This window comes from Rufibacter sediminis (assembly GCF_014269285.1).
Lineage (GTDB): Bacteria > Bacteroidota > Bacteroidia > Cytophagales > Hymenobacteraceae > Nibribacter > Nibribacter sediminis.
The window spans coordinates 158,155-183,748 of record NZ_JACOAF010000058.1 but is presented as its reverse complement, the minus strand read 5'-3'; the positions used below and the strand labels follow the sequence as shown (position 1 = coordinate 183,748).

At 52.1% G+C, this 25,594-nt stretch carries 20 protein-coding genes and 1 pseudogene; 14 read left to right on the top strand and 7 right to left on the bottom strand.

The window, feature by feature from the left end; translation table 11 throughout:
* Window positions 1-7: 7 nt before the first annotated feature.
* Both H7U12_RS21460 and H7U12_RS21455 read right to left on the bottom strand, forming a co-directional pair.
* Entirely contained in the window at window positions 8-982 is a 975-nt protein-coding gene (locus tag H7U12_RS21460; protein WP_186641976.1) for an electron transfer flavoprotein subunit alpha/FixB family protein, read from the bottom strand.
* A 2-nt stretch (window positions 983-984) separates the two neighbouring features.
* Window positions 985-1,722, bottom strand: coding sequence for an electron transfer flavoprotein subunit beta/FixA family protein (locus H7U12_RS21455; protein WP_186641975.1), 738 nt, complete (start codon window positions 1,720-1,722; stop codon window positions 985-987).
* Window positions 1,723-1,783: 61 nt separating this feature from the next.
* Here H7U12_RS21455 and H7U12_RS21450 point away from each other — a divergent pair, with 61 nt between their 5' ends.
* The 6 genes from H7U12_RS21450 to H7U12_RS21425 all read left to right on the top strand — a co-directional run bounded on the left by H7U12_RS21450 (window position 1,784) and on the right by H7U12_RS21425 (window position 10,004).
* Window positions 1,784-2,122: a tetratricopeptide repeat protein gene (locus H7U12_RS21450; protein ID WP_186641974.1), complete on the top strand. Its 339-nt coding sequence runs from the start codon at window positions 1,784-1,786 to the stop codon at window positions 2,120-2,122.
* A 254-nt stretch (window positions 2,123-2,376) separates the two neighbouring features.
* Window positions 2,377-3,162: a transporter gene (locus H7U12_RS21445; RefSeq protein WP_186641973.1), complete on the top strand. Its 786-nt coding sequence runs from the start codon at window positions 2,377-2,379 to the stop codon at window positions 3,160-3,162.
* Window positions 3,163-3,370: 208 nt separating this feature from the next.
* Window positions 3,371-4,681 carry a TolC family protein gene (locus H7U12_RS21440; protein WP_186641972.1) on the top strand — a complete coding sequence of 437 codons (1,311 nt, stop codon included), beginning with the start codon at window positions 3,371-3,373 and terminating at the stop codon, window positions 4,679-4,681.
* Between the two features lie 29 nt (window positions 4,682-4,710).
* On the top strand, window positions 4,711-5,820 hold the full coding sequence (locus tag H7U12_RS21435) for an efflux RND transporter periplasmic adaptor subunit (protein WP_186641971.1): 1,110 nt from the start codon (window positions 4,711-4,713) through the stop codon (window positions 5,818-5,820).
* Window positions 5,821-5,929: 109 nt separating this feature from the next.
* The gene (locus H7U12_RS21430) at window positions 5,930-9,070 is read left to right on the top strand and encodes an efflux RND transporter permease subunit (RefSeq protein ID WP_186641970.1); all 3,141 of its coding nucleotides are present in this window, start codon (window positions 5,930-5,932) and stop codon (window positions 9,068-9,070) included.
* Between the two features lie 250 nt (window positions 9,071-9,320).
* Window positions 9,321-10,004: a hypothetical protein gene (locus H7U12_RS21425; RefSeq protein WP_186641969.1), complete on the top strand. Its 684-nt coding sequence runs from the start codon at window positions 9,321-9,323 to the stop codon at window positions 10,002-10,004.
* 71 nt (window positions 10,005-10,075) lie between these two features.
* Here the strand turns inward: H7U12_RS21425 and H7U12_RS23050 are convergent, their stop codons facing one another.
* On the bottom strand, window positions 10,076-11,443 hold the full coding sequence (locus H7U12_RS23050; protein WP_186641968.1) for a sensor histidine kinase: 1,368 nt from the start codon (window positions 11,441-11,443) through the stop codon (window positions 10,076-10,078).
* A complete protein-coding gene (locus tag H7U12_RS21415) occupies window positions 11,440-12,123 on the bottom strand; it encodes a response regulator transcription factor (RefSeq protein WP_186641967.1) in 684 nt (227 codons plus the stop codon). Before H7U12_RS21415 ends, H7U12_RS23050 begins: the two co-directional genes overlap by 4 nt.
* Window positions 12,124-12,588: 465 nt before the next feature.
* On the opposite strand from H7U12_RS21415, the gene H7U12_RS21410 reads away from it, so the two are divergent.
* Window positions 12,589-14,535: a sialate O-acetylesterase gene (locus tag H7U12_RS21410; RefSeq protein WP_186641966.1), complete on the top strand. Its 1,947-nt coding sequence runs from the start codon at window positions 12,589-12,591 to the stop codon at window positions 14,533-14,535.
* Window positions 14,536-14,701: 166 nt separating this feature from the next.
* Here H7U12_RS21410 and H7U12_RS21405 read toward each other — a convergent pair whose 3' ends face one another.
* A complete protein-coding gene (locus tag H7U12_RS21405) occupies window positions 14,702-15,688 on the bottom strand; it encodes a GlxA family transcriptional regulator (protein ID WP_186641965.1) in 987 nt (328 codons plus the stop codon).
* A gap of 236 nt (window positions 15,689-15,924) precedes the next feature.
* Between H7U12_RS21405 and H7U12_RS21400 the strand changes: the two genes are divergently transcribed.
* The 3 genes from H7U12_RS21400 (at window position 15,925) to H7U12_RS21390 (ending at window position 17,413) form a co-directional block, all read left to right on the top strand.
* The gene (locus tag H7U12_RS21400; RefSeq protein ID WP_186641964.1) at window positions 15,925-16,377 is read left to right on the top strand and encodes an SRPBCC family protein; all 453 of its coding nucleotides are present in this window, start codon (window positions 15,925-15,927) and stop codon (window positions 16,375-16,377) included.
* A gap of 12 nt (window positions 16,378-16,389) precedes the next feature.
* Entirely contained in the window at window positions 16,390-16,875 is a 486-nt protein-coding gene (locus H7U12_RS21395) for a hypothetical protein (RefSeq protein WP_186641963.1), read from the top strand.
* A 67-nt stretch (window positions 16,876-16,942) separates the two neighbouring features.
* The gene (locus H7U12_RS21390; RefSeq protein ID WP_186641962.1) at window positions 16,943-17,413 is read left to right on the top strand and encodes a VOC family protein; all 471 of its coding nucleotides are present in this window, start codon (window positions 16,943-16,945) and stop codon (window positions 17,411-17,413) included.
* Between the two features lie 216 nt (window positions 17,414-17,629).
* On the opposite strand, the gene H7U12_RS21385 is transcribed toward H7U12_RS21390, so the two are convergent.
* A complete protein-coding gene (locus H7U12_RS21385) occupies window positions 17,630-18,229 on the bottom strand; it encodes a porin family protein (protein ID WP_186641961.1) in 600 nt (199 codons plus the stop codon).
* Window positions 18,230-18,897: 668 nt separating this feature from the next.
* Here H7U12_RS21385 and H7U12_RS21380 point away from each other — a divergent pair.
* The 4 genes and pseudogenes from H7U12_RS21380 (at window position 18,898) to H7U12_RS21370 (ending at window position 24,512) form a co-directional block, all read left to right on the top strand.
* The gene (locus H7U12_RS21380) at window positions 18,898-19,770 is read left to right on the top strand and encodes an arylamine N-acetyltransferase family protein (RefSeq protein WP_186641960.1); all 873 of its coding nucleotides are present in this window, start codon (window positions 18,898-18,900) and stop codon (window positions 19,768-19,770) included.
* 295 nt (window positions 19,771-20,065) lie between these two features.
* Complete coding sequence (locus tag H7U12_RS21375) at window positions 20,066-20,803, top strand: ThuA domain-containing protein (protein WP_186641959.1); 738 nt, start codon at window positions 20,066-20,068, stop codon at window positions 20,801-20,803.
* Between the two features lie 383 nt (window positions 20,804-21,186).
* Window positions 21,187-21,275: pseudogene (locus H7U12_RS23045) on the top strand (IS982 family transposase); the annotation flags it as partial.
* Between the two features lie 387 nt (window positions 21,276-21,662).
* On the top strand, window positions 21,663-24,512 hold the full coding sequence (locus H7U12_RS21370) for a choice-of-anchor Q domain-containing protein (protein ID WP_186641958.1): 2,850 nt from the start codon (window positions 21,663-21,665) through the stop codon (window positions 24,510-24,512).
* Here H7U12_RS21370 and H7U12_RS21365 read toward each other — a convergent pair.
* Window positions 24,487-25,581: a helix-turn-helix domain-containing protein gene (locus tag H7U12_RS21365; RefSeq protein WP_186641957.1), complete on the bottom strand. Its 1,095-nt coding sequence runs from the start codon at window positions 25,579-25,581 to the stop codon at window positions 24,487-24,489. The two genes, H7U12_RS21370 and H7U12_RS21365, sit on opposite strands and share 26 nt — an antisense overlap.
* Window positions 25,582-25,594 lie beyond the last annotated feature (13 nt).

Here is a 25,594-nt window from a genome sequence, read left to right as displayed (position 1 = left end):
ATCTCTTCTATTTGTCTAAAGCTTTGGCGGCTTCTATCAATTTTGGAACAATCTCCGTCGCGTCTCCCACAATGCCGTAATCTGCGGCTTTGAAGAAGGGTGCCTCCGGATCTTTATTGATAACGACAATTACTTTAGAAGAGTTAACCCCTGCCAGGTGTTGGATGGCTCCGGAGATACCCACAGCTATGTACAAATTAGGGCTGACGGTGATCCCGGTCTGGCCCACGTGCTCATGATGCGGTCTCCAACCCACGTCGGCCACGGGCTTGGAACAGGCAGTAGCCGCACCCAGCGTTTTAGCCAGGTCCTCAATCAAATGCCAGTTTTCCGGCCCTTTCAAGCCTCTACCGCCCGAAACCACCAGATCCGCCTCGGTCAACAGGATATCGCCGGACTGGCGGATGGTTTCTTTGGGAGCCGTGGCGAAGTCTGCGTCAGACAAATCTGCGGAGAAATTCTCTACCGTGGCAGTTCCGCCATCGGTAGTTTCAATGTCAACCGCATTTTTCTTAACGGCAATTATTTTTTTATCAGAAGACAATTCCACGTCTGAAAACGCCTTTCCGGAGAAAACTCCGCGGCGCACCGTGAACGAAGAACCGTTGATCTGGGGCAGAGACACTACGTTGGTCGCCAGAGAAGCACCCAGTTTCACCGCCAGGCGCGACCCGATGGCAGCGCCTATGTTGGAGTTGGAAAGCACAATCACCGTGGAGTTCTCAGACTCGGCGGCTTTGGCAATCACTTTCACGTACGCGGCGGCCACGAAATCATGCAGGCGGCTGTCATTGTCTAACAATACTTTGGAAATACCCTGCTCGCCTAAACGGGTCAAGGCATCGGCCTGCACATCACCGATGGCTACGGCGGTGGCCGAGGTACCCAGCGAGGCGGCTACTTTGCTCCCGTACGAAGCTGCTTCCAGGGAAGACTTCTTCACTTCGCCGTTCGCGCATTCAATCACTACTAATACTGACATGCTTATAGAACTTTAGCTTCGTTGCGTAATAATTTAATCAAGTCACCGGCGCTCTCGGCGGGAATCATCTTCACGCCAGACTTGGCAGGCGGCAACTCATAGTTCTGGACGCTGGTCTTTGCTTCCTGACCTACGGGCTCCACTACTTTCAGGGGCTTGGTGCGGGCCGTCATGATGCCGCGCATGTTGGGGATACGGGGCTCGGCCATGGGCTGCTGGGCACTTACCACCAACGGAAGCGACGCCTCAATGATCTCTTTTCCGCCTTCAATCTCGCGCTCCAGGGTAGCGGTAGAGCCGTTCACGTCCAGTTTAATGGCGGGCGCGATGGTAGGGATGCCTAACAGCTCGCCTACCATGCCGTGCACCTGGAAACCGTTGTAGTCAATAGACTCACGGCCCATCAGGATGAGGTCATAGCCGCCTTCTTGGGCGTAGTGGGCAATCTGCTGGGACACCAGGAAAGCATCGGTGGGTTTCAAATTAACTCTGATGGCGTCATCCGCCCCAATGGCCAGCGCTTTCCGGATGTTAGGTTCCGTATCAGCCTCGCCCACGTTCAATACCGTCACCGATCCGCCCTGGGCTTCTTTCAGCTCAATGGCACGGGTCAAGGCATATTCATCGTAAGGGTTAATGACAAACTGTACACCAGCCGTGTTAAACGCTTTACCGTCAGCGGAAAAGGTTATTTTGGTGGTGGTATCAGGCACGTTGCTAATGCAAACTAAGATCTTCATTTAACTTAGGGTTAGCTTAATTAAGTTAATTTTGTGGGCAATTTAAAGAATAATTCATCAAATGGAAACGACTAACAGCAGATTGACGCAACTCCTGGGCTTCTACGAGGAAGATCCGAACGATCCGTTCACACTCTATGCAATCGCGATGGAATACCGCCCCAATGATGCCCAGAAGGCCCGCTTTTTCTATGAAAAATTATTAGCCGAACATCCCGAGTACGTAGGCACTTACTATCACGCCGCCAGCCTCTATCTGCAGCTAGAGGAGCCGGAACTCGCCAAACAGGCGTACCAGAAAGGCATGCAGGTCGCCCGGCAGTCGGGCCAACTCCACGCCTTCTCTGAGTTGCAGCAGGCCTACAACAAGATGATGGGTTTAGATTACGAAGATGATTAAAAAATAGTTTGCATGCATACTATTTTTGCGTTTTTCTGCCGATTTCCGCAAAACGGTTCCAAAATCGTCAGCGCCGGGGGGTATTCCCTGCGCTGCTAACCCTAGCCTAAAGAAGGTGTTGGTAGGGAGAACAAGCGGATAAGTAAGAAGCAAACAAAAGGAGAATGGAGCAGCGATGCACAAAATTGCAGCTCCACCTAAACTTCCCGTTTGCTTTGCCTGTAAGAGGAGCATTCGTGTTCGTTCAGGTTCCTATGAAACAGTGGTTACTCTACTTGCTGGCTTCCCTGCCTTTGGTATGTCATGCCCAGGCCCAACGGGATTCCTTATCCCAAACGCCCATCAACACCGACCGCCCCAACCAGACGGAGGCCTCCAGTGTGGTTCCCTTTGGCACGTTACAGGTGGAGAGCGGCTGGTTCAGGCAGGTAGATCGGATAGACGGCGTTAGAACGATGGATGTCTTCTACCCCATCACCCTCATCCGGCTGGGGATTCTGGAGCGAATGGAACTGCGTTTTCAGGACGAATTTCACAAAAACGAGCTAAAAGACGAAAGCGGTCCGCACCAGACGAAAGGCTTGGATGCCTTCACCATCGGAACAAAAATCAACGTGACCGAGGAGAAAGGGCTACTCCCCGAGATTGCCTTCCTCGGAAATCTGGTGATCCCCTCCGGTTCTTCCGCATTTCGGCCCGCCCATGTTGCTCCTGAGGTTCGGTTAGCGCTTTCCCATACCCTTTCCAATACGTTTGACCTGGGCTATAACGTGGGCTATGAATGGGACGGCGACTCACCGGAAGGAACGGGTATTTACACCTTATCTGTGGGGGCAGCTCTCCCGCATCACTGGGGAACCTATTTGGAGGTGTTTGGTGACAAGCCGGAGAAAGGACATTGGCACCATTCCGCCGACGGAGGCTTCACCTTCTCGCCCCGCAACAACCTTCAGCTGGACGTGTCTTCCGGCATCGGGCTCACCAAAGATGCCCCCGATTATTTCCTGAGCGCGGGTTTCACTTTCAGACTGCCCAAGTGATTTCGATTTCGGGAAAACGATGCAATGGCTTTCCGGTATCAAGCGCTGCAAGGCTAAAATTTCCGCAGGTGCGCCTTTTTATTTCGGGAAAACAGTACTTTAGCGCGTCTTCCCGCCCTTTGCACCGGCTCTCATCACTTTCTAATCTGGCTCTAATCAGCCTATAATACGGGTACTCTACTTTTGGACATTCTCAAACAGAATGCCCATGTTGAAACCCAGATTGATCTTTCTGCATTTCCTGCTGGTCTTTACCCTTCAGCCGGTTTTAGCACAGTTTACCGCCACTTCTTCTCCTTTCGTTCCAGCGCCTTCAGACTCGCTTCGGGTCACCCTTTTAGAGGCCGAACAGCTCTTTCAGGAGCGGAATCTTCCGTTGCTGGCCCAGAAAACCGCCATTGAAGCCTCGCGGGCAGCTGTCATCCAAGCCAGATTATTCGAGAACCCTGTACTCAGTGTAGACCAGGGCGTCTATAACCCCACCAACAGCCGCTACTTTGACCTTTCCAAACAAGGGCAGACGTACGTGCAGGTAGACCAGCTTTTTTACCTGGCCGGGAAACGCAACAAACGGGTACAAGTAGAGCAACTGAACACCCAACTCACTGAGCAGGCCTACTTTGATTTGCTGCGCACCCTGCGGTTTGCCCTGCGCACCAGCTTTATAGAACTGCACTACAAAATGCAAGGCTACCAGGTGCTGCAGGAAAGAACCCAGGCGGTGCAACGGCTGGTCACCGCCTTAGACCAGCAGTACAAGAAAGGAAACATCCCTTTAAAGGAAATCACCCGGCTAAAAGCGCTCCTCTTCCAGTTAGGCAACCAGCAGCTGAGTTTGCTGAACGAGATCCAGGAAGAACAAGCGGAACTTCGGCTGCTTACCGGTACGCCTGCCACCACCACCCTTGTCCCGCTGGTGGAGGAAACTGCCCTGCAGCCCATCACCGGAAACCAACTCAATTTTACCCAGTTACTGGAAACCGCCCAGGAAAACCGCTTCGACCTGAAATCGGCGGAGACGGACGTGCAGTTGCAGCAAGCCAACCTGAAGTTACAGAAAGCGCTGGCAGTACCTGATCTTACCGTTGGGGCGAATTATGACCGGCAAAGCAATTTCATCCGGGATTATGTGGGGTTGAACCTCTCCGTGCCGCTCCCACTCTGGAACCGCAACCAAGGCAACATCAAAATGGCCCAGCACGAGGTGGAACGCAGCCAGCAACTCTTAACCCAGCAGCAACGGGTGGTGGAAAACGAAGTGATGCAGGCCTACCTAAAGGCGCAGGAAGCCCAGAAGTTCTACGCCTCCTTTGATCCCAACTTTCGGCAAGACTTCGACCGTCTCCTGGAAGGCGTCACCTCCAGCTTTGTGCGCCGCAACATCAGCCTCATCGAGTTCCTGGATTACTACGAAACCTACACCGACAGCATCACCCAACTGCTGGAACTCAGCACCAACCGCCTGCGCACCCTGGAGGAAATTAATTTCACGGTGGGCAAACCGGTCATCTCTTATTAACCTATCCTCTCGCCATTACTTGAACTCATATGAAAAGAATAGCAGTACTTCCGCTTCTGGCCGTTTTTAGTGGAGCAGCCCTCTTCACTTCCTGCTCTGAAGAAAAGAAACCCTTTGCCGCCTCTCCCCTCGCCCCCCATGAACTATGCCTGACCGATACGCTCTCCAATCTGGTCAAAATGGACACTGCTCGGCTGCAGAAAGTGACAAACCAATTACAACTGGCTGGCAGAATTGCCCTGGATGAGAAGAAAGTGTTTCAGGTGTTTCCCCTGGTGGGCGGGCACGTGCAAGCCGTAAAGGTGGAACTGGGCGATTACGTGCAGAAAGGCCAGACCCTGGCGGTGATCCGGAGTGGTGAAATCGCGGAGTTTGAGCAGCAGCGTATTGCCGCGCAATCGGGGCAACAGGTGGCGCAGAAAAACCTGGACGTGGCCAAGGACATGCTCGCCGCCGGGCTTATTTCTGAAAAGGAACTGCTGGCCGCACAACAGGAGAAAAAGAACGCGGATGCGGAGGTTCAGCGCCTGAAGCAGATTTACGGCATCTATAGCATCGGGAAAGGTTCAGAATACGTGGTGAAAGCCCCCTCGGCGGGGTTTGTGGTGGAGAAAAACATCAACGCCGACATGCAGATCCGCTCAGACCATGATACCAACATCTTCACCATTTCCAGCATGAACGAGATCTGGGTTATGGCCAATGTGTTTGAGTCGGATATCGCCAAGATCAAGGAAGGCTACGCCGCCGAGGTCACTACGCTCAGCTACCCAGACAAGGTGTTCCAGGGCAAGATAGACCGCATCTTCAACGTGCTGGACCCCGAGACCCGCACCATGAAAGTACGGGTACGCCTGGACAACCCAGATTTCTCCCTGAAACCCGAGATGTTCGCCAACATTCGGCTGCAGTACCAAGATGGAAACGAGCAGCTGGCCATTCCCGCTCAGTCAGTGATCTTTGACCAGGGCAAAAATTTTGTCATGGTGTACCGCAAACGCTGCGATGTGGAGCGTCGGGAGGTGCAGATTTCCCAAACCGTAGGCCAGACGGCTTATCTCAAAGGCGGCTTGAAAGATGGCGAAAGTGTCATCAGTAAGTACCCGCTGTTGGTCTACAACGCCTCCAAAGCGAAATAAACTACTTCGCGTTTGGGCCCCCTTTTCCTAAAAGAAGCCTCAAAACGGACAGCATCAGGCCCTCTGTGCCTGGCCTACGGTAGCCAACGTCTCAGTTATTCCTTTTCTCATGAATTCATTCATTAAAAATATAATCGGGTTTTCGCTCAAGAACCGGTTTCTGGTCTTTTTCATTACCGCTGGCATTGTGCTGGCGGGTATCTTCAGTTTCCTGCACACACCCATTGAGGCGTTCCCGGACGTGACCAACACGCGGGTGCAGATCATCACGCAATGGCCCGGCCGCAGCGCCGAGGAGGTGGAGAAGTTCGTAACCATACCCATTGAGGTGGAGATGAACGTGGTGCCTAAAAAGACCAGTCTGCGGTCCATCTCGCTCTTCGGACTATCGGTGGTGACCATGATCTTTGAAGACGAGGTAGACGATTTCCACGCCCGGCAATTGGTGGCCAACCAACTCGCCACTGTGAGCCTGCCCGAGGGCATTGATGCCGAGATGCAGCCCTCCGCGGGGCCCACCGGCGAAATTTTCCGCTACACCCTGGAAAGCAATACCAGGGATGTACGCGAACTGAAAACCATTCAGGACTGGGTGATCGATCGCAAGCTGAAAGGCGTGCCCGGGATCGCCGACGTAGTGAGCTTTGGGGGAGAAGTGAAGACCTACGAGGTAAGCGTAGACCCCAGCCTGATTGGGAAATATAACATCACCGCGCCCGACGTGTACGAGGCCATTGCAAAGAGCAACCTCAACGTGGGCGGCGATGTGATTGAGAAGAACGGGCAGGCGTATGTGGTGCGCGGCATCGGGCAGCTCAACAACATAGAAGAGATTGAGAACGTGATGGTCACCGACCGTAACGGCGTACCCGTGCTCATCCGCAACGTGGCTACGGTCACAGAATCGCATTTGCCTAATCTGGGCTACGTGGGCCGCGACGAGAAAACCAATCTGGTAGAAGGCATTGTAGTGATGCGCAAAAACGAGAACCCCAGCGAGGTGCTGGCCTCGCTCAAAAACAAGATCACCGAACTGAACGAGCAAGTGCTGCCCGATGACGTGCAGATTAAACCGTTCTATGACCGTTCTGACCTGATCGGGTTTACCACCAAAACAGTCTCGCATAACCTGCTGGAAGGTATTATTCTGGTTACGGTCATTGTGTTCCTCTTCATGGCCGATTGGCGCACCACTGTGACGGTTGCCATCATCATTCCGCTGGCCTTGCTCTTCGCTTTTGTGTGTATGCGCCTCAAAGGCATGTCGGCGAACCTGCTGTCTATGGGCGCGATTGACTTCGGGATTATCATTGACGGTGCCGTGGTGATGGTGGAAGGCTTGTTTGTGGTGCTGGACAAGAAAGCGCACGAAGTGGGTATGACCCGCTACAACCTGCTTTCCAAGCGCGGCATCATCAAGAAAACGGCCATCGATCTGGGTAAATCCATTTTCTTCTCCAAACTCATCATCATCACGGCGCTACTGCCCATCTTCGCCTTTCAGAAGGTGGAAGGCAAAATGTTCTCGCCGCTGGCCTACACGCTGGGCTTTGCCCTGCTGGGCGCTTTGTTCTTCACCCTCACGCTGGTGCCGGTGCTTTCCAGCATACTTTTAAACAAGAACGTGCGGGAGAAAAACAATCCGTTTGTGAACTTCCTGAACAAGTACGTCTACAAGGGCTTCAGCTTTACTTATAAACACAAGCGGGCGAGTTTAGTAGTGGCGTTGGTCATTATGGCCGCGGGGCTTTTCACCTTCAGGTTCCTGGGCTCGGAGTTCCTGCCGCAGTTGAATGAGGGTGCAGTGTACGTGCGGGCCAGCATGCCCATGAGCACTTCCCTGAAACAATCGGTGGAGATGTCAGAAAAGATCAGGAAAACCATCCGGTCCTTTGACGAGGTGAAGCAAGTGATGTCGCAGACGGGCCGCCCCAACGACGGCACCGATCCTACCGGTTTCTTCAACATTGAGCTGCACGTGGACCTCAAACCCAAAGACGACTGGCAGCGCAAAATCAGCAAAGAAGCCCTCATCCAGGAGATGCAGACCCAACTGGCGGCGTACCAGGGCATCAGCTTTAACTTCTCGCAGCCCATCATGGACAACGTGGAGGAAGCGGTCTCCGGGGTGAAAGGCTCCATGGCGGTGAAGGTGTTCGGGGATAATCTGCAACAACTGGAAGTTGTGGGGGACAGTGTCTACAACGTACTCCGACAGATTGAAGGGATCGATGACCTGGGCGTGATCAACCTCATCGGGCAGCCCGAGATGCAGATTGAACTGAACCAGCAGCGCATGGCCTCCTACGGCGTCTCCACCGCCGATGCACAGGCGGTGATTGAGATGGCCATTGGGGGGAAAGGGGCCAGCAGCCTCTACGAAGGCGAGCGTAAGTTTGCCATCAGAATCCGGTATCAGCAGGAGTTCCGGAACAACGAGGAGCAGCTGGCCAATCTGCGGGTGCCCACGAGCCACGGCGGCAACATCTCGCTGAAGGAAATTGCCCAAATCAGCAGCGTGACCGGCCCGGCCTTTGTCTACCGCGAAGACAACGCCCGCTTCATTGCCGTGAAGTTCTCGGTGCGCGGCCGTGACCTAGGCAGCACCATCAAAGAGGCGCAGGAGAAGGTGAACCAAGCGGTGAAACTGGACAAAGGCATGCACCTGGAGTGGAAAGGCGAGTTTGAAAACCAGATCCGGGCCACCGACCGCCTCACGGAAGTGGTGCCGGTAAGTATCGTCCTGATCTTCCTGATTCTGTTTGCTTTGTTCGGGAACGGACGCGATGCGGCGCTGGTGATTTTGAACGTGCCGTTTGCCTTGATTGGCGGTATTCTGGCCCTCCTCATCACGCATACCAATTTCAGTATCTCCGCCGGAGTTGGTTTTATCGCTCTTTTCGGAATATGCGTCCAAAACGGAGTAATCCTGATCTCGGTGTTCAAGAACAACCTGCTGGAGGAAATGCCGCTGGCACAAGCCATCCAGGAAGGCGTGAAGGAGCGCACCCGGCCGGTAGTGATGACCGCCATGATGGCCGCCATCGGCTTGCTTCCCGCGGCGCTCTCTACCGGCATCGGCTCCGAGACTCAGAAACCGCTGGCGATTGTGGTCATTGGCGGCCTCATCAGCGCCACCATCCTCACCCTGCTCATTTTCCCGCTGCTGTTTGACAGTGTTTACAAGAGAACACTCAAGAAACGAACCAAAGGTCGCGTTGCTCAGAACCGAGAGGCCGTGCCCGCATAGTTTAGTTTTGACAGGTTAAATTGTTTGTGTAACGGTTCGGGCTTGAGTGGACCGGGGTGGCCAGTTGCCACCCCGGTTATTTAAGTGGACGGGTTTTGGAGGTGTTTTACGGAAAAAAAGCCTAAAACGCACCCATAGTTTCGAGGTTTAATCCCCTGAATTTGTGCGGTATCCTGGCACAATACACAAGTTCAATTCCCTCCTATTCTCACTTATAAAAACTCTTTTTTCTATACTTAAAGGATCTTCTATGGAAACGCTTATAGAGAAGTACAATACCCTTCAGAAGCAAATTGTAAGCGAATTAACGGAGGAGCAAAAAGTAGAAGAAGGCAGCTCTACTTCCGCCTTAAAAACCTTTGTAAAAGAAATCCATTGGAACATGCTCCACCACTCTATTTACGTGATTGAGGTGGGGGAACTGGCGAAAAAGAACTTCCTGAAATTTGGGCCCGAGGGTACCTCGGGGCTTCCGGAGATGGGTAGGCGTTACCTGCGGCTGTTCGGGCTTCTGAGTGCCGTGTATCAGCAGAAGCTGGCCATTGAAAACCTGCTGGAGATTTATGAGATCGAAGAAAAGGAGAAAATCTCGTCTGGTTTAAATAGTTCTGAGATCATCAACCTGTGCAACCAATTAGGCGCGCACGCCACCCATTTCAGAAGCAATCCCTCCGTATCTGAGCATCCGTACAAGAAGTACGATCTCTCCCGGGCCGCCTTAGAGGCTAAGAATACCCGGCAATTAATTAAGAAATACGAGTTTGAGAGTTTCGATTTACTGGATGACTTGATCTACTTTGACAAAAAAGCGGAACTCACCTTGTCTTATATGCTGGCGGAATTACTCAAGAAAGCTTACAAAAATCAAGGCGAGTTATATGAGCTGTATGTAACGCTCCAGAAAGAAGGTGATGCGAGATCAACTAAAAATTAATAAATACCTAATCAATTGTATACCCCACTGTTTTAAGCCTCATTTTGCAAAATTGCCTTCAAAACAGGCTACTATTTGGCTATGGGCAAAAGGAGTGTGACGGTGGTTCCTTTTTGGAGAGAGGAATCGATTTTGATCGTGCTGCCATGGAGGCGCATGATCTTCTCGGTCATGGCCAAACCAATGCCGGTGCCTGAGCGGGAACGGGCGTTCTGGGCCCGGTAAAACGGCTCCAACACCCGGGTAATTTCCTGCGCCGGGATGCCAATTCCGCTGTCCTGCACCTGCACTGCCACTTGCCTGTCCTGGCAGGTGAGCTTCACGTCTACCCGCTGATGCTCAGAGAATTTAGAGGCGTTCTCCAGCACGTTTCTCACGGCAATCTGCAAGAGGTTGCGGTTCCCCGAAACGATGACCAGTTCTGCTTGCGCCGGCAAATCTGAGAAATCCAGGTGAAGTTGATTCTGCGGAAGCTGGTGGTTCAGGTCGGTCTTCACTTCCAGCAACACTTCATCAATCCGGACCTGGTCCTGACGCACGGCCTGCTCATCAAACCCGGTTTGGGCCAGCAGAATCAGGTCTGAGGTAAGCTTTTCCAAGCGGCCCGTCTCCTTCTGCAAGGTCTCCAGCGATTGTTTGTACTCCTCCGGCGAGCGGTCTTTCATCAAGGTCACTTCCAGTTCTCCTCTGATGGCCGTCAAGGGGTTGCGCAACTCGTGCGAGGCGTTGGAGATAAAGCTTTTCTGCATGTAAAAGGAAGTCTCCAGGCGCTCCAGCATCTGATTGAACGTAGAGATCAGGTTGCCGATCTCATCACGGCTTTCCCGTTCCTGTACCCGCAGGTGAAGGTTGGAGGCGCGTATTTTATTCACCTCCTGCACAATGGAAACGATGGGCTGCAACACTTTACGGGCGAAGAAATGGCCCGCCGCCGCCATCACCGCCATCCCAACCAAGACCGTGGTGAGCAGGATTTCCTGCAAATTGCGGAGTTTGCTGGTGCCGGTCACATCTACCGCCGACACCAGAATGTAGAAATTTCCCTGGTTGTCTTCATACCAGAGCCCTACCACCTGCCTTTCCTCCTGCCAGAACTCGGCCTGTTTTTTCCGGTCTATTTCGTCAAAAACCCGCGCCGGAACAGTTAACACGCTGCTGCCCGGGGCCACTTTGGGCACGCGGTTGCGGTCATAGATGGTAAGCGTTTCGTGGGCCAGACTTTGAAAGTACTTCCGCTGCACGTTCTGCATGCTGGCGGCGCTGAGTTCGTCGCGTTCCAGGTACATCTGCGCCGAAATGACGCCTCGGTCCATCAGCCGCTGGAAGAACTGCCGCCGGGTGTACTGCTCCGCAAAAAAGTAAATGATGATGCCCATGAAGATGAGCACCACCGTGGTAAGCCCGGTAAAGAGAAGGGTGAGTTGATTCCGGAAATTCACGCGTCCTCCGGCTTCTTAAGGATGTACCCCATCCCCACCACCGTATGAATCAACTTGGTGGGGAATTCCTTGTCGATCTTGTTGCGGAGATAGTTCACGTACACGTCCACCACGTTGGAGCCCAAATCAAAGTTCAGGTCCCATACGTTTTCAAGTAAATCGATCCGGGACAAAACTTTTCCCTGCCGTTTCAGGAAGTACTCCAGCAAGGCGAATTCGCGGGCAGTCAGGTTGATGAGTTTGCCGTCTCGGGTGACTTCTTTGGTATCTAGGTTCAGCTGCAGATCGCTTACCTGCAGCAGGTTGCTGGTATGCGACGTTTCGGCCCGGCGGGCTAGCGCCCTGACCCGCGCCACCAGTTCCTTGAATTTGAAGGGCTTCGTTAAGTAATCATCGGCACCGGCTTCCAGCCCGTCCACAATGTCATCGGTGGCGCCCAAGGCAGTCAGCAACAGCAGCGGCGTTTTGATTTGCTCCTGGCGTAATTGACGGCAGAGATCCAGGCCGCTCAGGTGCGGCATAATGATGTCCAGCACAATAACCTTGTATTCGTTCTGCAGGGCCAGCCGTTTGCCGGTAAGGCCGTCATAGGCAACTTCCACCTCAAACGTCTGTTCCTGAAGACCTCTTTTGATGAACGCCGCCACATTGGGCTCATCTTCAATGACCAGTACTTTCATCTAAAAATTCATAATCCGGGCGTACTTCTTGAACTGCGCGGTGATTTAAAGGTACAGGAATATCGGCCTAAATAAAAGCCTTTCTGCACTTGAGAGCTTCCTTCAACACCTCGCCTATGCTCATTGAAAACCTGCAGCAGCACAGTTGTGGCAATACAGGAATCAGATTGGCGCTGGTTCATTCAGACATCAGAAAAGCGGCCTATTTCTTAGTTGTTGTGAGTCTCCATGAAGTAATTCTTCAGTAGAGGCATCTGCTTCAGGCCTTCTAAATACCAGATTCTGTTTTAAGGCTGATTTTCTAAAAACACCTGTAAAACGGGCTCCGCCATCGATTTCTTTGGGGAGAAGCAAAAGAATGTTCTTTCTACCCTAGAGTATGTAAGCGGAAACTCGTAAATTTAATGCCATCGTTGGCACTCCTTTTGCCATACAAAAACATACTTCAAATTAGACTAACTCCCTATGCGGTTACTCCCCACCCTAAGATTACTTATCATCGGGCTTATCTTGTTCGCCTCCCTCCCGGCCTTCAGCCAGGTAAGGCTTCCTAAACTGGTCAGTAACGGCATGGTGCTGCAGCGCGGGAAAGACCTGCAGATCTGGGGCTGGGCCGGTAAACAGGAGAGCGTCAAAGTTTCTTTCAACCAAAAGGATTATAAAACCACCGCCGATACCGCCGGAAACTGGAAAGTAACCGTTCCTGCCCAGAAAGCGGGCGGTCCGTACACCATGACGGTTCAGGGCAGCAACACCATCACCTTAACCGATATTCTGGTGGGCGATGTGTGGGTGTGCTCGGGCCAGTCCAACATGGAAACGCCCATGAGCCGGGTGGCCCCTTTGTACAAAGAGGAGATCGCGACGGCCTCCAACCCGCAGATCCGGTATTTCGAGGTTCCTAAAACGCCGGTCTATACCGGTCCTCAGCAGGACCTGGAAAAAGGCACCTGGCAAACCGTGACGCCCAAGACCATCCCCAGTTTCTCGGCTCTGGCTTATTTCTTCGCCAAAGAACTGCAGGAGAAGTACAAGGTTCCGATTGGATTGATCAACGCCAGCCTGGGCGGCTCGCCGGCGGAGGCCTGGATCAGCGAAGAATCCATCAAAGCTTTCCCTACCCACTACCAGGAAGCGCAACGTTTCAAAGACAAAAACCTCATCGCGCAAATTGAGAAAACGAACAGCGAGATGAACCGGGCCTGGTACACCCAGCTCCGGCAATCCGACGAAGGCTTCAAGCAGAAAGACCGTCCCTGGACCAGCCCAGACGTGTCTACCGCTGACTGGAGCACCATGAAAATACCCGGTTATTGGGCCGACCAGCCTCTGGGGCCGGTAAATGGCGTGGTTTGGTTCAGAAAAGACATTGAGGTACCGGCCGCCATGGCGGGCAAACCCGCGTATCTGCTGCTGGGAACCATTGTGGACGCCGATTCCACGTTTATCAACGGCGTGCTTGTGGGCACCACGGGGTACCAATATCCGCCCAGAAGGTATGACGTGCCGGCCAATGTCCTGAAAGAAGGCAAGAACACGCTGGTGGTGCGCGTCATCAGCAACGGAGGCCGCGGAGGATTTGTGGAAGACAAGCCGTATTCCCTGGCCGCCGGCGGCACCACCATTGACCTGAAGGGCGACTGGAAATACAAACTGGGCGCCCGCATGGAGCCGATGGGCAGCCAGGTAAACGTCCGCATGAAGCCCACCGGCTTGTTCAACGCCATGATCGCCCCTCTGCATAACTACCAAATCAAAGGCGTGATCTGGTACCAGGGCGAGTCAAACGCCGGCCGGCCCGAGGAATACCGCACCTTGTTCCCTACCCTCATCAAGGACTGGAGAAACTTCTGGAACCAGGGCACTTTCCCCTTCGTGTTTGTGCAGCTGCCTAACTTCATGAAAGCCCAACCGCAACCCAGCGAGAGTGGCTGGGCCATGACCCGCGAAGCCCAGGCCGGTGCCCTGGCCCTGCCGCAAACGGCCATGGCGGTGGCCATTGACTTAGGCGAATGGAACGACATTCACCCGCTGAATAAAAAAGATGTGGCTCACCGCGTGGCCTTGGCGGTTCAACCGTTGGCGTACGGCGCTAAGAACCTGGTGTCTTCTGGCCCTACGTTCAAGTCCATGCGGAAGGAAGGCAACAAGATTATTCTGACGTTCACCAATACCGGCAGCGGCCTGGTGAGCAAAGGCGGCGGAGAGCTGAAGTATTTCGCGGTGGCCGGCAAAGACAAGAAATTCAAGTGGGCCAAGGCGCAGATCAAAGGAAATACCGTGGTAGTCTGGAACGAGGAGATTTCCTCGCCGGAGGCCGTGCGCTACGCCTGGGCAGACAACCCCGAGGGCGCTAACCTCTACAACAAAGAAGGCTTGCCCGCCGCCCCTTTCAGAACCGATACTTACTAATCCAGTTTCCACTGGCGGCTGTTTTAGCACCATTTTGGCGAAACGAACCCGAAAACGATACAACGTGGCATTTCTCCTTTATAGGTAGATTTGAGAAACGGGCTCAAAAACAGAAAGGCTCACTTCCAGGAGAAGTGAGCCTTTCTGTTTTTACGGGAATCTCTTTTCACGCCAATTCCGCCGCGGCCTTGTGGTATTTGTTGCGGTACTCCAGCGGCGAAATGCCGGTGATTTTCTTGAAGGTCGTCCGGAAGGCTTTGGTGTCTGAGTAGCCCACGGAGTACATGACTTCGTTCACATTTTCCCGCGAGGTTTCCAGCCCTATCTTGGCCGCCTCAATCTTCACGCGCTGGATGTATTCTACCACTGTGTTGGAGGTGGCTTTCTTAAAGCGGCGCTCAAAGTTTCGCCTTCCCAGGAAAGACCGATCGGCGAGTTCTTCCACCGTAATCTTGTTCTGGAAATTCAGCTCAATGAACTCCTGGGCTTTTTTGATGGGCTCGTCCTGGTGCTCTTTCTGCCCCTGGAAGATGATGAACGGCGACTGGCTGTTCCGATCAATGTCTATCTCAAAGATCTTGGATGAGCGCACCGCCATCGTTCTTCCCGCGAATTTCTCCACGAGGTACAAAATCAGGTTCAGGGAAGAATACGCGCCGCCGCTGGTGTAAATCCCACCTTCATCGGTGATGATCTTGTAGGGCAGCAGCTGAACCTGGGGGAACATCTGCCGGAACTCATCGGCGGCGAGCCAGTGCGTGGTACAGCTGCGCCCGTTCAGCAAGCCGGTGGAGGCCAGCAGAAACGCCCCGATGCACAAAGACACCACCTCGGCCCCTTTCTCATACTGCCGCACAATCCAGGGCACAAAGCCTTGGTTCGCCTCTACCACCCGGCGCATGTCACCGTGTACCGCCGGAATGATGATCAGATCGGTCTTGACGGTATCCTGCACCACCAGCTCGGGGGTGATGCTGAACAAGCCGTTGGTGATGCGGGCGTCTGGGGAGAGGCCAACCAGCTGCACCTTGAACAAAGGCGCCTTGCCCGTCCGCTCCAAGGCTTCGTTGACCTTCGTGAACATCTTGTAGGTAGCCTCTATGTTGCTAAAGCTGATGTCACCTTCTGGGATAAGGATTGAGATGTGCTTCATGCTACCAAATCTACCACGGATTGTTGTCGTAATCAACCCCTTAGAATGTCGCAATCGCCCACCCGGCAAGTAACTAAATCTCTGTACGTTTGGCCCATAGATCATCACCAGCATCCGCCGCAGGTTTCTTTAGAGGGGATCTGGCGCGGGTTTGATTTACGCCTGTTTTCCTGAAAACAGGCCCTAAACGGAAATGCCAGTTGAAGTATCCGCTTTCACTAAATAAACTAGAAACCATGGAAAACACCACCATCAAAAAGGAAATTGCCATTAAAGCTCCCCGCGCAAGAGTTTGGGAAGTACTGCTGAACGACGAGTTTAATCGTGTCTGGTTAGCCGCCTTCAGCGAGGGATCGCACGCCGTTACGGATTGGAAGCTGGGCAGCAAAGTCATCTACCAGGACGCGTCTGCGTGCGGCATGGTGGGCATGATTGTGCAGCACACGCCCCCTGAAGTTTTGTCTGTGGAATACGAGGGCCTGCTGGTGAACGGGGAAGAGGACACCCAGAGCGACGACGCCAAAGCCGTGCAGGGCGGCCTGGAGACCTACCAATTACTTCCCATGGCCAGCGGCACCCAACTCCTCATTGAAAGCGACATGAGTCCCGAGTATTTCGACATGATGTCGGCGGCGTGGGACGTGGCATTGCTGAAGATAAAGGAGCTGTCTGAGGTGTCACTTAACTAAGCGTTTCCAGACATGAGTTATTTGAGGAAACTGCTGGTGGGCCTGGCGCTCTGCGTGGTCTCATTCCTGGCGGGAGGCCTGTTTGTCTCCAGGCAGCACCGCGTAGGGGCCGAACTGGTCATCTACCACCCCCCGCCCCAGGGGGCTGATGCGGCCAGTAACGGCAACACCCAGGCCCAGAACAGCCAACCGGTGAGCGCAGAATCAGCTTTGAAAATTGCCTTCCGGAGCACAGATGGCTCGGGCAGGCCTGCTTCTACTCAGGGCGAAAAAGAGAATCGTAGAACGAACGGTCAGGAAATGAAAAGCCTCAAGCCTGGGGAGAAACTGGAAGTGGAGGTTAGGGTCATTCCTTTGCAAGACAGATCGGCCCATCCGCCGGTGGTGACAACCGGGCGCGCAGCACCTCTTACCAAGATTCAATGGGGAACGGCGGAAACCAACCCCTACCCTTTCAACGTCCTGAACTTCCTCGTGGATCAACTGCTGATCAACTAGCTTAAGTTATTGACAATCTTACAGATACTCTTATACCCTTAATCTTTCACTGCTAAAAAATAAAACCATGCTTACTGTAAATCCTTACCTCAATTTCAACGGCAAAACCGAGGAAGCCTTCCTTTTCTATCAATCCATTTTCGGGGGAGAATTTGAAACTGTCACCCGTTTCAGAGACACTCCGGAGGCAAGTAAACTTCCGGCGCACGAGCTGGACAAGATCATGCACATCGGGCTGCGAATTGGGAAGGGCACCGTGCTCATGGCCACCGATGCGCTGGAGTCCATGGGCCAGACCTTGACGCCGGGCAACAATTTCCACCTCACCATCTGCACGGAGAGCGAAGCGGAAACCGACCAACTTTACGGGGCGCTTTCCGCCGGAGGTCACTCCTATATGCCTCCGGTGAAAACGTTCTGGGGAGCCTACTTCGGGATGCTGACCGATAGGTTCGGGGTTCAGTGGATGGTGAATTATGACGTTCCGAACCCTTCAACCCCGGCCAGAGAAGCAGCTACGGAATTCGCTCAAAATTAAAACAGTGCACCTTCTTCATCCGGAGGAAGAAACGTTAAAAAGGATGCCAATCCCCACCCATCGTTTTAGCACCAAAATTCTAAAAACAAGCCGAAAACGCTGGTCTTAAATTGCTGCTACTGCTTTACCTGAAAAAAAAGTCGGTCCTCTGTTTTGAGGCTGTTTATCTGAAAACAGCCTCAAAACAGAGGACCGACTTGTAAATACTGCTGACGCTTAATTCCCGAACAACTTATACCCTAAACTAAGGATCACCTGTTCGTTTCTGAAGTCTACTCTACCGGTGTTGCTGTTGGTGTAAGAGCGCTTCAGGCGTTCATAGCGCACATCGGCGGTTAGTCGGGAAATGTCTAACCCGGCTCCTACCTGGTAGCCCCAATCGGCTGAATTCAGGGACTCCTTCACATCCTCGATCTCTGAATCACTGTCTATCAGTACTGAGGCCACGGGGCCGGCGTACGCCCGCAGAAAGGACAGTTTGTAGCCCACCAGAATAGGCACATCCAGGTTCGTGAAGCCCATTTCCTCAATTTTGGTTCCTCCGTTTACATCGGGCCGCTGAAACTTACCACCCGAGGAAGACAGCAACAACTCCGGCTGCAGCAAGAAACCCGCCAGGTTAAACCTGGTAAATACCCCGGCATGGAATCCGGTGATGCTCTCATCTTCCTTGAACTGCGAGAAATTGGCACTGGCGTTCTTGAAATCAACCTTGGAAGAACTGACTCCCGCTTTCACCCCCAGGGTAAAAATCTGCGCGTGAGCCATCAGCCCCGAGGTCAGTAAAACCGTCATCAGTAAAATGATTTTTTTCATAGTAGTAGAATTGGAACAATTGGTTTAAAGCATAAAAACGTGAGCAGACTATGTATAGATATACGGGTACGTTACTTAATTACAAGGTGTTTTCCAAAACCGCCCGTAGAAGGCATTCTGCCCTCCAGAACAGCTCCAGGCCTAAAGTATTTATCTCCCCAGGTTTAAATTGTGGAGAAATTACCAGAGGAACATGGCAACTAGCTTCGATTAAAATTTCTACTCTAAACTGTATTTATCAAAGCGGCTTCACTGGTTTTATCTTCGGCGTGTAACATCCTCTTAAGAGTACTTTAGAGCCGTTTAAGGCTTCTTTCACAGAAGTACACCTAGAACAGACAGTCGCTGCTTCTGCAAATTTTCATCTATAATGATATTATTTCAAATAAAATGACTATATTATGAAGCAAATTGATAGATCTAAAGGAAAGTACAGGATCTTATGACGTTGTCTGTTCCTGTGCTTTCCTTATTAGAGCTGTTTCAAACTGATTGTATATATAAACCAATCCTACAGAAAACCACCTATCTGATTCCTTATTTCCAAGGGATACTGTTTCTGCCAAGCATCCTGCTTTGATCACCGGTTTCACCAGTAGGATGAACCCGGTCCATCTGCTTGACAAGCGAGAAGCCCTACACCCCTATCTACCCTTTATGACCTAAATATGAAAACAAACGCTGAAACCATACCGGAGAAAACCTATTTCAAAATCAAGAAAGACGGTATTGACCTGGAAAGATACCTGGCGAGAATCAACTATACCGGAGCCTTATCGCCTACTTTGGAAACGCTTCGGCAGCTGCACTACCACCATGCCCTCGCCATTCCTTTCGAAAACCTGACTCCTTTTCTGAAGCAACCCGTGCTGCTGGATTTGGAGTCTTTACAGCGGAAACTGGTGGAAGAAAACCGCGGAGGCTATTGCTTTGAGCAAAACACCTTGTTTGGGGAAGTGCTCCGGAGCCTGGGCTTTCAGGTAAAGGGATTGGCGGCCCGGGTTCTGTGGAATGTTCCGGCGGGAGTGACCACCGCCCGTGGCCACATGTTGCTCCTGGTGCATCTGGACGGGGAAGATTATCTGGCTGATGTCGGGTTTGGGGGCCTGACGCTAACCTCGCCGGTGCGCCTCCGTGATTCGGGTGAGCAAAAAACACCGCATGAGACCTTCAAGGTAGAGGCCCTGGAGGACGAGTTTGTGCTGAAGGCCCACCTGCAAGGCAACTGGAAACCTTTGTACCGATTCAGCCTTCAGGAACAGTTTGCTCCGGATTATGACATGGCCAACTGGTTTACCTCCACGCACCCGCGCTCGCCGTTTGTGAACGGGCTGATGTTCGCGAAAACCACCCCCGAGGCTCGCTACGGGATGCGCAACTTCGAACTCAACATTCACTATGCCAACGGCATCACCGAGAAAGAAGTGCTCACCACGCCTGCCCAGGTAAAAACCGTGATGGAGGAAGTATTCCAGATTTCGCTTCCTACCACCAGAGAGCTGGACCAGGCCCTGCACCTCATCATGCAGCCCCTGGATTAGCACCGTTAGTACTTGCTGGAAGTTTCAATTAAGTACTAAGCCTTGACCTGGAACGCAGCACTGTGTCACCAGAAGTTTACTCCATCAAGGCATTGCCGTGCTTCTCCGGAAAGCCAGAAATATAAGGCCAAGTTTACGATATTCAGACGGGTACCTGCTTCTTCCTCAGCTCATCGGGGGCTAGTTGTTTTAGGGCCATTTTTTGAAAATCAAGCCGAAAAAGCGTAGACTTACCAACTCTCCTTGCCTGGCGCACATGGCCCACGTAAGGAATCACCGTATTTGGCTCCCATCTATGAAACCACTTTACTTTTTACTGATTGCCTGTGTCTGTCTTTTCGCTAACTGCTCCCCGGAAAATGGAAAGAGAGCCAGTGCGTCGTCTCCTGCGGTTCTGGTTTTCTATAAAACCGCCGGGTTTTACCACAAGTCCATTCCGGCGGGCCTAACAGCCATCCAAAAACTGGGAAAGGAGAACGGATTTCAGGTTGACACCACTAACAATGCCGCTTTCTTCGTGCCGGATTCCCTGCGCCACTACAAAGCGGTCCTCTTCCTGAGCACCACCCAGGATGTGCTCACAGACGCGCAACAAGGTGCGTTTGAGCAATTCATCAAGGCCGGCGGAGGATTCGTTGGCGTGCACGCCGCCACAGACACGGAGTACAACTGGCCTTGGTACAATCAACTGGTGGGCGCGTATTTTGTCAGTCACCCCGAGGTTCAGAACGCCACCGTTCAGGTAGTGGATAAAAAACATATCTCCACTTCTTTCCTACCCGACCGGTGGGAGAGAAAAGACGAATGGTACAACTTCAAAAACATCAACCCGAATATCAAGGTACTGGCTACTCTGGACGAGTCTACCTACAAAGGCGGAAAAAACGGAGCCACTCACCCCATTGCCTGGTACCACACCTTTGACGGCGGAAAAGCCTTCTACACCGCCGGCGGCCACACAGATGAAAGCTTCCAGGAGCCACTTTTCCTGCGGCATCTGCTGGGCGGCATTCAATATGTACTGCAAGATTAATGTAAATCCATTAAGTTTTCTTTAGGTCACAAGCCAAACGCAGCAGCGGGTCTATCTTCCTCATTGGAGAAGGTAGACCCGCTGATGCGTTTATGGGCTGTTTTGCAGAAAACTAGCTCTAAACGCATAGGCGCAGACACTCGTAGGAGCTGCGCGCACTACGAGGTCTTTGGAGCAGGCGGTATTGCAGAAAACAGGCATAAAACGCGAAAACCTGTGAGGTCTTCAAGACCTCACAGGTTTAAAAATACTGGTGCGAGACTCCCGTCTCATGGCTTGGGATGAAGCGAGTCTCCAGACTCGCCGGGGACCATCAGAAAGGTGGTGCTATTTTTTGTCCTCGTGAAAAAATTTCATTACCGAACGGCAATGGCGTTTATTGCCCATGCTCTATACATGCCGTAACCCCACAGGGTTCCTCTTGAAGATTGTCCTATTTCTTTTCGTCTACACCCTTAACAGATGCATATAATCTCAGCTTTAGTTATAGAGATTGACATATAAACTTTGTCTCGTTTTAAAAACGGAGACAAATAAGCGCAGGCATTGTTCTTGCCGAAAACCATAGAGGGCTAGTTTTGTACCAAAACAATCTTCTTAATACAAATCCAGCATCAATAGATGCAAGAAATAGCTTTGGCCGGCAATCAAACTGAGGCTTACCTCCTATCATTTTCTACATACAGAATACCATTACTCTATTTACAATACACCTGACTTATTACGGTCTTTACTTTGAATCATGCGACAAATACTACCTCTCACCCATTTCCGCACAGCCAAGTTTCTGCAATGCTTATTCATCTTTGCCTTTTTACTTCTACTGGCAGAACAAAGTTCGGCACAGACCATTAGGTATGTGAAGGCTGGAGGTACGGGCAACGGCAGTTCTTGGCAGAATGCCTCAGGTGCGCTGCAGAACATGATTAACGCCTCCGCGGCCGGTGACCAGGTCTGGGTGGCCGCCGGGGAATACCAACCGGGGAGTGGTTTCTTCTATATGAAAGAAGGTGTGAAGATCTACGGTGGGTTCAACGGCAATGAGCAACATCTGACAGAAAGAAATCATAGAGAAAACCTTACTATTTTAAAAGGAATTGGCTACAGGGTAATACAAAATGACAGAAACGGTCTTACCTCCCAGGCTGTGCTGGACGGCTTTTCCATTACGGGGGGGGAATCAGCAAGAGGGGCTGGGGTTTATAATTACTTCGCTTCGCCTACCCTTGCCAACCTCACCATTAAAGGCAACAAGTCAAGTGGGTACGGCGGGGGCATCTCACTTCTTGGATCTAACTCTACCCTAACCAATGTCACCATCTCTGGCAATGAGGCAGGCACAGGAGCGGGACTTGAATTGACTCAATCTTCGCCTAAGTTGACCAATGTGCTCATAAGCGGTAACCTTTCTACCGGCAGCGGAGGGGGCATTTATTCCAATGAGTCCAGCCCTACCTTGATCAACACCACCATTGCGGGGAACAAAGCCACTTATGATGGAGGAGGTATCTATCAGTCTGGAGGTACGCTTACCATCCACAATACCGTTATCCATGGCAACAGCAGCGGCTTGTATATTAGCTATGACCCCAACTTAGTAATATCGCACAGCTTAATACAGGGCAGAACGGATACCGAGAATGGCAATATCAGTGGCTCCTCAAATCCGCTCTTCAGGAATGCTATTTCGCCAGGCTTGAGCACAGCCGGAGATTATTCACTGCTCTCAAACAGCCCAGCCGTGGACGCAGGCAACGACACGTATTTGCCCCAGGGCCTACTCACTGACTTAGCCGGTAACCCTCGCACCGCCTACGCCGCAGTGGACATGGGAGCATATGAAAACCAGGAAACGAGCTGCCAGGTTCTTCCTCAATCTTTAACCATATTGCCCCAGAGCATTACTATTTCGGGTGCAGAGGCTCTCTGGCTGGCCCCTGCGGAAGGAGTGGCAAACGGTTACCAATATGGCCTCAGTACCTCATCTGCACTTCCGCCGGCGGTAAGCACCCTCACCTATACAGAGAACACAACAGCTACTCTCACTGGTCTTTCCCCCAGCACCACTTACTATCTGTGGGTACGTGGCCTCTGTTCCAACACCAACCCAGGAGCGTGGCTGGTGTCAGCTCCCTTCACTACCCTCCCTTACAACGGTCCCCGCTATGTGAAGGCGGGCGGCACGGGCGAGGGCATCTCCTGGGAAAGCGCCTCTGGCGACCTACAGGCCATGATCAACATCTCTAACACAGGAGGCGAAGTATTGGTGGCTAAGGGCACATATTACCCTACACAAACCCAGAGTGGCACTACCCGAACCCAGGCCTTCCTTTTAAATAAAGCCATCAAGATCAAGGGTGGCTATGATGCAGCCACCGGTCTGCGTGACCCCGCCGCCAACCCTACCGTACTAAGCGGCAACATTGGCAACCCCAACTCTGAGACTGACAACAGCTTCACAGTCCTTCATATTACGGCTAACGCCGAAGTAGACGGCTTCACCATCCGAGACGGCTACGCCAGCGGCCCAAGTACGGTGATTGAACGTACCGGGGCTGGCGTTTATAACACAGCCAGCCCAATTGTGCGTAACTGTATTTTCACCGCCAACAAAGCCATTGGCAATGGAAGCAACGGCATTGGGGCTGGCTGGTTCAACTATGACTCTGGGGCTAACCCGCAGTTGGTCAATTGCCTCTTTTATGGTAACTCTGCTTCCTCCAACGGTGGGGCGCTCACAGCAGATACAGGCCACCCGGTCATCATCAACAGCACTTTCTACGGTAACACAACTGCTAACACCGCCAAGGGCACGCTCAACTTCCTCAATAACAGCCTCACCCTGCTCAATAGCATTGTCTATGGCAACGAGGGCAAGGGCATCAACCTTGACGGAAGCGGGCAATTCAACATTGCTCACAGCTTAGTGCAAGATGCAACATTACCGTCTGGAAGCCAAGATCTGGGAGGAAATTTACTGGCCCGGGACCCGCTGTTCACCGATCCTGCTAACAACAATTTTGTACCTATCGTTGGCAGCCCCGTACTAAACGCAGGCTCTAATGAACACCTGCCCACGGGCCTAACCACTGACCTGGCAGGCAATGAGCGCCTCCTTAACGGCACCGTGGACATGGGCGCCTATGAGTGGCAGAATGAAATCCCGCTTCCGGTAACCTTAATTCATTTTACGGCCAAGCTTAAGGGTAACCAGACAAAACTCACCTGGCAGACCGCTTCTGAGCAGAACAGCAAGGAGTTTATAGTATATCGCGCCACCAATACCCATCATTTCACAGAGATAGCCAGAATACCAGCAGCAGGGTTTTCTTACATCCGGCAAGAGTATACTTTCTGGGATGAGGCACCTGCCCTTGGGACTAATTACTACAGACTGGGGCAGGAAGATATAGACGGAAACCAGGAGCAGTTCAACGTCAGAGCGGTTTATCTTTCTAAGGACGAAGACCGTCTTACCCTCTTCCCTAACCCAACCAGTGAGAAGGACAAGGTAAAGGCACGCTTCAAGGCAGGAAAATACAGTCGCGCTGAGCTATTGAACCTGCACGGGAGTGTGCTACAGAGCATTCCTATCAATATGAATACAGCAAGTTTAGAATTGGAGATAGGCCATTATGCCACCGGCACCTATATTCTGAGGCTTTACAGTGAGGAAGGTGCTATCACTGGAAAACTTCTGAAATGGTAACAGTCTCCCCAATGCCCGGCTGCTTCCTTGGGAGGGCTTTGGGGAGACTATTATCCGACAATTTTTTAGCCGAAAGGTATGCTTTGGGGCTGGTGCCCTCGGCTTTGTTGAAGGCTTTGTAAAATCCGCTCCTGGATGCGAAGCCAGCTTTCAGGGCAAGCGCCTCCAGTGTAAGGTTCTGGAGCGATTCCTCTTTTTCCAGCTGTTCTTTCAGGTAAGAGATGCGGTACTGGTTCACAAAATCAGTGAAACTTGTCTTGGAATAGGAGTTTAGCACCCATGAGAGTTTATAAGCCGGAATCCCTAATCGCTCGGCCAGCGTATGCACTTTTAACGTTTTCTCTTTAAAGCACTCTGTCTCTTGCATCACCTGAGCCGCCTGCCGCAGAAGACTATCTGCCTCCTGGGCATCCATGGCGGGTTGGCTCTGGCTTTGCTTTTTGATGCGGGAAAGTGTCTCGGGCTTCATATCCAGGAAAGAAGCCACACATTTAAGGGGTAGGCGATCTATATAGCCCGGCTTGGAATGAATGAAATACAGGTACCGCTCTTTGGCATTACCTATGCGCACCACATGTGACCGCTCCTGCGCGTCACGGTAATAGTTCTCATATACCTGCCGAATAATGAAGTTCAAGTCAAAAAAGCGGGCATACCAACCTTGCAGTATGTCTGTGTGCACCCCCACCAACAGGGTCGGCTCCACCGCCACAATGGCTTCCCGGGAAGGTTGCTGACCATAAAGTCCTGAAAGGGAACTAACAAACTCGTTCTCTACCGAGATATAGGTAGTGATTTGCTTTTGCTTATGCTGGGAGTAAGCCATCAAAGCTCCTTTGCGGATAAAGTACATGTGGAAACATCTCTCCCCCTGGTAAAGTAGATGCTCCCCCGCCTGGAGCTGTACCATGATGCTAAGCTTGTAGAATTCTGCTTTTAGAGCCGGGGCAATTGGATGTTGCACCTCAAGCAGCTTTAAGATATGGGCAACGTCTTCGGTTTTGGCTGGAATATCTTCTAAAGAGCTATAAGTCATGATCAGGTAATACCGCAGTGTGGGCCTTTGCATGAACCTTTCCAGA